This is a genomic window from Clostridium sp. UBA5119, assembly GCF_002414285.1.
Taxonomy (GTDB): domain Bacteria; phylum Bacillota; class Clostridia; order Clostridiales; family Clostridiaceae; genus Clostridium_J; species Clostridium_J sulfidigenes.
This window is the reverse complement of the sequence record NZ_DHYX01000068.1, coordinates 61,183-68,342: the sequence shown is the minus strand read 5'-3', so window position 1 is coordinate 68,342 and position 7,160 is coordinate 61,183. Positions and strand designations below refer to the sequence as shown.

The following is a 7,160-nucleotide window of genomic DNA, read 5'->3' as shown; positions in this document are numbered from 1 at the left end:
TTTAAACTAACATCATTAATTAAAAAAGCTGGATGTACAAACATAGTTATGTTTCTGCTTTCAACTTCTAATGGATCATTTAATATTTCTGAAATAACTCCAATATCTTTTAGAAAACTTTTTAAAACTTGTACTTTATAGCTATATTCTAATGATGAACCTATATATATCTTTTTTTTCAAAGCTTTTGTTGTTACTTCTATTAATGATTTTGATGATGAATACTTAGTTGCACCGAAATAATTAGACAAAGAAATTATCTCTAATTTCCTTATCTCTCTATTTAAGTAATTAGAAACTACTATGCTAGACCCAAACTCTGGTGATACTAAAATAATCGTTTTTACTCTAGTAAGCCTTAGTAAATCTACTTTTTTTAATATGTCCATATAGCAATCACATGGAACACACAATACCATAGTCTCCCAAATATCATCTATATTAGCATATCCTATATATAATTTTTTTAATTTATAGCTTCCTTCTACTTTAAATAATTCTCTTTTTGATGCGTTCCCCATTATTGTAAAATCATTGTTTTTTAATTGTTGTAAAAAAGATATAGTTTTATCACTTTCTCTAGCAATCATACCTATTTCACCTAAAAACCCTTTAGATAAATTAATTGTCATATTCATTGCTACAGGTCCTGAACCTACTATTAATATGTTTCCCAAATTATTATATATATCTTTAATCATCATACATATTTCTCCAAAACTATACTTTCATAAATATATTTACTGTCTTTTATTATTGTTTTTTGACAATGTTTCAATATCTTTGTATCCAAAGGGTAATTAAATATACTTTTCAACTCATTTCCATACCTTAAAATAACCTTTGTATCTCCATTGATATTTTCTAATAAAAATTTTGCAATATCTAATTTTTCTTCAACTAAAGAAGCTATAATAATATGAGTAAAGTTGTTTAAATCAAATTTACTTACATCTTGGGATGAAAAAAATATATTTTTGATCCCATACTTATCTGATAATCTTTCAGACAAATCAAGTGCTTCTTTATCAATATCTAAACAGGTCACTTCACAATCAACTTCATTTTTTATAGTAAAAGCTGTTATAGGCATAGCTCCAGAGCCAATAAATAGAATCCTTGATTTCGTATTTATTTCAAACTCCAGTATTTCATTTTGCACAGCAAGATTTAATTCATCAGAATACTTGAATGAATCCACACTACCGCTTAATATGCTATGAGCTTGAAACTTTTCAACCCATCCTAGGGCATTTGAAGTAGAGTTTCTAAGTTCTCTAACTAGAGAATCATACGTTTCTTCTGATAAATATTTCTTCCATTTTAAATTATTTGAACTATCTAGTATGAAATCACATACATAATCAAGTTTATCTTTTAAGACTGAAAAACATTCATTATGCTCTTTGCATAAGTTCATAATTTCTTTAATATCCATGTTTAACAACTTTAAATTTAATAAAAATTTATGTTTATTCATGCCCTCTCACCTCAAAATTTTATTTTTACTATTATTTAACTACATGTAATAGGGGTAACTGTAAAATAACCTTTCTTCGTGCAGCAAACTTCTACATCTACCTTATAAACCTCTTTCAATAATGATGGTTGTAATACTTCCTCTGGTTTTCCTTCCTTCATCACATATCCTTTGTTAAATAATACTATTTTGTCACTATATCTAGTTGACAAAGCCAAGTCATGAATTACAACTATAGTAATAGCATTATTTTCTGTAGTATACTCTCTTGCTAGATCTAAAACTTGCAGCTGATGTCTTATATCTAATGCGCTAGTTGGCTCATCCAATAGTAGTATTTTGGGCTTTGAAACTAAGGTTTGTGCCATAATCACTAATTGCTTTTCTCCTCCACTTAAACTAGAAAATTTATTATAACTTAGATGGCTTAAATTTATTTTTTTCAATATTTTATTTGTTTCTTCTAGTTTATCCTTAGAAATTTTCCACTTTAAATCCTTCATATGTCCAAGCAATACCATTTCAAATACAGTTAAACTAGAACTACTATTACTCATCTGCGGTACATAGCCCACTTTTTCCATGGATATTTTCTCCTTATTATTTTCATTCATATATATATGACCTCCATAGTTAACCATATTAGATATAGCTTTTATAAAGGTTGTCTTTCCTGTACCATTAGGACCAATAATTGAAGTTATTTCACCTTGGTTAAAAGTAGAAGTAATATCTCTTAATACCTCTTTATTTTTATACTTAACTGAAACCTTATCTGCTGTAATAAAACTCATTACTCTGCCCCCTTAGATAGTAATAAAAAAAGTAAAAAAGGTACTCCAACAATAGATGTAACAATGCCTATAGGTATTAATGCACCTGGTTTTATTACTTTAGATATTATAGAAGCTACAACCATGATTAATGCTCCAAATATAGCTGAAACAGGAGATAAATATCTTTGATCTTCTCCAACGGATAACCTCGCAAAATGCGGAGAAATTAATCCTATAAATCCAATAGGACCTATAAAGGAAACAGCTCCTGTAGTTAATAAAGTTGATATTAAAAATACCCTTAACTTTAATTTGTCTACATTTATTCCAAGACTTCTTGCTCTTTCTTCTCCGGCAGATAGGGCTGTTATTTTCCATACTATAGTTGTAGTTAGTAAGAAACATAAAAGGAAAATACTTGCAGTAATAAATACCCCAATCCAGGTAGATTTTAATAAACTTCCAAACATCCAAAATACAATTTGTTGTGATACTTCTGGTGCTGCCATATACTGAACTAAAGATTGTAGTGCCTGAAATAGAAAATGAATAACAATACCTGTTAACACCATTGTTATAGACTTCATACCCTTACTTTTACCTATAAAATATATACATAAACTAGATATAAATGAAAAAGCAAATGCCATTAAAGGTATAGAAATCCATCCTATGTTTCCAATAGTAATTCCTGTGACAATAGCAAGAGAAGCTCCAAAGCCAGCTGCTGATGAAATACCTAAAGTATATGGACTAGCTAATGGATTACTAAGTATAGTTTGCATATGAGATCCTGCTAATCCCAATGAAGCTCCCACAAATATACATGTTAATGTCATTGGAAGTCTTATAGACCACATAACAGCTGAATTTATATTTTCTTTAGTAGGCCCTTGTATTAAAGTCCGTATTGCCTCTGATAAAGACATCCCAGAGGGTCCAACAATTAAATCTAAAATAGAAAATACAAGTAATGCTATGACTGTAATAGCAAATAAACTAAATCTTTTTTTATTTATGTTCTTATATACATCCTCTCCCTCATTTAAACCCTCTAATACTTTTATTTTATTAGTCATTGACTATTCCCCCTTTATCATAAAAGTACCTGCTGGTTTTACCGGTAAATATTTTTCATAAAATTCATTTAGATTTTTCATTGGATCTACATCTTTAAACTTTTCCGGATGAATTGCCTTTGCAGCATATTGAAGATATACATAATCATAAAGAGTTCTAAGTCCACTATGATCAAAACCATATACTTCTTTATTTTTTACCGCATTTAGATTGTTCCAACCTGGTCTTTTTAAATACATATTCAGTGTTTCTACAGCTCTATCCTCATTTACATTGAATCCCATCTCAAATCTTTGTTTTCCCTTATCTTGAGAATTAGTTTGTCCTGAGAACATTATAATATCAGGATTGCTGGAGATAACGTATTCAGGATTTAGTGGACCATATTCTTCAACTTTCTCTTCAGCAATATTTTTACATTTTGCAGTTTTAAGTATATTTCCCCATAAAGAGTTTCCATAAGAATTTCCATATGTATCTGGACCTTGACTTGCAAGTTCAAAATAAACAGATTTAAGCTCATCTTCTAGTATATCTTTTACTCTATCTTCAACATTTTTTATATGACTTTTATAATTTTCAACAAGTTCCTTTGCTCTTTCTTCTTTTCCTAATAATTTTCCAAGTATTTCTGTACTTTTTACATGCTTATCTAAAGTAAAAGAATTGTAGTCAACTACTGCTACAGGAATCCCTAGACTTTTTATAGTATTAATCCCATCCCCTAGTTTTTTTGCCTGATAAGGTGCAAGAATTACTAAATCTGGTTTTGCCTCAATTAGTTTCTCCATACTGAAACTATCTAAGTAAATAGATCCTGTATCAATACACCCTTCTAAATTAGGAATTATTTTTGCATACTTACTCCACATTGCATTCATTAAATCCTTTGTTTCTCCTTTTGACATAGCAACAATTCTATCTAGTTTAAAATCCCCAGACACGGCAAGATAATTTTCTATATAAAATCCTAAAAATATTTTTTCTGCTGGCCTATTTAAAGTAACTACATCACCATTTATGTCTTCTGCTTCTATAACAGTACTTTCTTCTGAGTTTTTTTCCTTTTCCTGTGAGCATCCTGTTAGCCCTACTATCATTATTAAAGATACCATTATACTAACTAGTTTTTTCATAAAAAATCACTCCTCTTACTTTCTATAATATAATTGATTTTCATATAAGAATGTTTAGCCACCTCCTTCTTTACTTCTATTATGATTTATTACCCTGTTAATGATAATGAATATCAATTTCACAAAAACATAATATCACACTTGAAATTCATTATCAATACAAAATTGGTAAAAAAATATAAAAATATAAAAATATATACAAATAGTGAAAATAAAAAAAGTCCTATTTCTAGGACTTTAAGCACACATATACACAGAATAAAAAATGTATACTAAAATATACATTTGATATCTATTAATAATCTTTGCCGCTTTAATTTCCCACCGAAATTGCAAACTTTATTTTATGGTAGGTCTCCTGACTTATAGCTTCAAACCTAATTCTCCTTGCCTTCCCATGAATTATTTTCATAGTGACTTTTAAAGAGTTTCGTAGCTATTACAGTAGCGGGGGCTGTTGAGGATTCTAACCTCATTCCCTGTTATTGCGTATGCAACCATAAAACACAATATGTAATTTTATATCTATATAATACATATAATTATATATTTTGTCAAATGATTCTAACCTATTATTTCAGGTGCTACTCTTTTTTCTCCCCTTTCTATATTTACTATTCCAACAACTTTAAATATCAACTATTAATAATACTATTTTTAGGTAATTCAATTGTGAAAGTCGTACCATAATTAAGCTTACTTTTAACCTTTATTTCACCATCACATAGTTTAATTATTCGTTTTACAAGTGATAATCCTAATCCATTTCCCTTGCTTAAATGAGATTTATCACCTTGATAAAACTTATCAAAAATATGTCTTTGAGTTTCTTCATTCATTCCAACACCATTGTCTGAAACCTTAACAACTATTTTATACTTTAAATCCATTAGCTTGATACCAATAGTTCCACCCTTCTCTGTGAACTTAATAGCATTTCCTATTATATTTAGCCATACCTGCTGCAATAAATCCTCATTTCCTATAATACTGACTTTATCTAGATCTATATCTAAGTTAATTGCCTTTTCACTCCACTCTGATTCCATTATAAGAATTGCACACCTAATCTGTTCATCTAAAGAAAACTCTACTTTTTCAGTGATAATATCTTGATTTTCAAGCTTTGAAAGCTTTAATATATTTGAAGTTAGCTTAGAAAGTCTTGACGATTCACTAATAATAATATCTGTAAATTCACTTCTCTCATTATCATTTAAATTTTTATCTTGAATTAACTTTGCGAAACCTTGTATAGATGCAATGGGTGTTTTTATCTCATGAGAAACATTACTAACAAAATCATTTCTTAAGGTTTCTATACTACTAAGCTCGTGAACCATCTTGTTAAAATTTTTTGCTAATAATGCAAATTCATAATCCTTAGGAATACCTATTTTAACACTAAAGTTTCCCTTCGCTACCTCTTCAGTAGCTTTACTTAAAGTTCTTATTGGCCTTAAGATTCGCTTTGATGCTATACCAGATATTATGGTAGCTATTATAGTAGATATAATTAAAGATGTGGTAGTTAGAAAAAATGTACGTATATGCACACTTTTTTCATTAAATGAATTAGATATTTTTATATACCTATCATCTATCTTTAATATAGTATTAATAATAGGAAGTCTTTTTGTTTTAATCTGTAGAAATTCTCTCTCATGAAGCTTATCAGCAGTTTCAGCATACTCATGCAAATCATTGATAAGTATTACTTCATATCTATCATTATTACTTAGCTCTATAATTTTATTTAAAGTAAAATCTGTATTATCATATAGTTCTAATATAGTATATACTACTTTCCTTTGAGCATTTTTTGATTCTTTCTCTATATTTCCACTAAACATTATTGCAGATATTATAAGAGAACATATTCCCGATACGATCATCATCAATAGAAGAATTACTACAAACTTAACTCTTAGATTTTTTCTCATATCTTCTTAACCGCCTTATATCCAAGACCACGTACTGTAACAATCTCAAATTCTGTACAACTATCATATCTTTCTCTCAATCTTTTTATATGAACATCCACAGTACGTTCATCCACTTCGTTATCCATACCCCATATTTCATCTAATAACTGTCTTCGTGTAAATATAACATTAGGATAAGATAATAATTTAAATAACAAATAAAATTCTTTTTTAGGAAGGGTAACACTGTCCCCATTTCGACTTACAGATATTGAATCATAATCTAAAATAATATCACCTATAGATAGTCTATGTTCATTAGATATTTTAGCTCTTCTAAGAAGTGCTCCAACTCTTAATATCATTTCATTTATATCAATGGGTTTTACCATATAATCGTCTACGCCAACATTAAATCCTTTTCTCTTATCTTCAAACATTTCCTTAGCTGTAACCATAAGTATTGGCATATTATATCCCGAGTCTCTCAAAGCTTTTACTAAATTGTAACCATCTAACTTAGGCATCATTATATCAGATATTACTAAATCAATATGCTCTTTATCCATAATATCAAGAGCTACTTCTCCATCTTCTGCCATTAATGAGTTATATCCATTTTGTTTTAGGGTTGCAGATATAAGTTTTCTTAAATTTTTATCATCCTCCACAACAAGTATATTAAACAATATTATCACCTCAATTTATTATGTTACTTTATATAATAATTATTTTATGTTAATTAAATATGAACTTTAGAAAT

Annotated in this window: 7 protein-coding genes and 1 riboswitch; all 7 genes read right to left on the bottom strand. The window is 28.6% G+C overall.

The genetic code is table 11. The features are described from left to right. Positions 1-704 (bottom strand): opine metallophore biosynthesis dehydrogenase (locus tag B2671_RS11135; RefSeq protein ID WP_346870495.1); only part of this gene is annotated, 704 nt, incomplete at its 3' end. Next, the gene (locus B2671_RS11130; protein ID WP_346870484.1) at positions 701-1,480 is read right to left on the bottom strand and encodes a nicotianamine synthase family protein; all 780 of its coding nucleotides are present in this window, start codon (positions 1,478-1,480) and stop codon (positions 701-703) included. The genes B2671_RS11130 and B2671_RS11135, both read right to left, overlap by 4 nt. A 35-nt stretch (positions 1,481-1,515) precedes the next feature. Then, positions 1,516-2,274, bottom strand: coding sequence for an ABC transporter ATP-binding protein (locus B2671_RS11125; RefSeq protein WP_346870483.1), 759 nt, complete (start codon positions 2,272-2,274; stop codon positions 1,516-1,518). Next, complete coding sequence (locus tag B2671_RS11120; protein ID WP_346870482.1) at positions 2,274-3,335, bottom strand: iron ABC transporter permease; 1,062 nt, start codon at positions 3,333-3,335, stop codon at positions 2,274-2,276. The genes B2671_RS11125 and B2671_RS11120 overlap by 1 nt, the downstream gene beginning before the upstream one ends. Positions 3,336-3,338: 3 nt before the next feature. Next, entirely contained in the window at positions 3,339-4,472 is a 1,134-nt protein-coding gene (locus B2671_RS11115; RefSeq protein WP_346870481.1) for an ABC transporter substrate-binding protein, read from the bottom strand. A 331-nt stretch (positions 4,473-4,803) separates the two neighbouring features. After that, positions 4,804-4,989: riboswitch (cobalamin riboswitch) on the bottom strand. Between the two features lie 118 nt (positions 4,990-5,107). Continuing rightward, a complete protein-coding gene (locus B2671_RS11110; protein ID WP_346870480.1) occupies positions 5,108-6,415 on the bottom strand; it encodes a HAMP domain-containing sensor histidine kinase in 1,308 nt (435 codons plus the stop codon). Next, positions 6,412-7,086 carry a response regulator transcription factor gene (locus B2671_RS11105; RefSeq protein ID WP_346870479.1) on the bottom strand — a complete coding sequence of 225 codons (675 nt, stop codon included), beginning with the start codon at positions 7,084-7,086 and terminating at the stop codon, positions 6,412-6,414. The genes B2671_RS11110 and B2671_RS11105 overlap by 4 nt, the downstream gene beginning before the upstream one ends. Between the last annotated feature and the right edge of the window lie 74 nt (positions 7,087-7,160).

Bases quoted from the DNA above. Each gene is read 5' to 3' on its own strand.
- B2671_RS11130 (WP_346870484.1), bottom strand. From the start codon at position 1,480: ATGAATAAACATAAATTTTTATTAAATTTAAAGTTGTTAAACATGGAT.
- B2671_RS11125 (WP_346870483.1), bottom strand. From the start codon at position 2,274: ATGAGTTTTATTACAGCAGATAAGGTTTCAGTTAAGTATAAAAATAAA.
- B2671_RS11115 (WP_346870481.1), bottom strand. From the start codon at position 4,472: ATGAAAAAACTAGTTAGTATAATGGTATCTTTAATAATGATAGTAGGG.
- B2671_RS11120 (WP_346870482.1), bottom strand. From the start codon at position 3,335: ATGACTAATAAAATAAAAGTATTAGAGGGTTTAAATGAGGGAGAGGAT.
- B2671_RS11110 (WP_346870480.1), bottom strand. From the start codon at position 6,415: ATGAGAAAAAATCTAAGAGTTAAGTTTGTAGTAATTCTTCTATTGATG.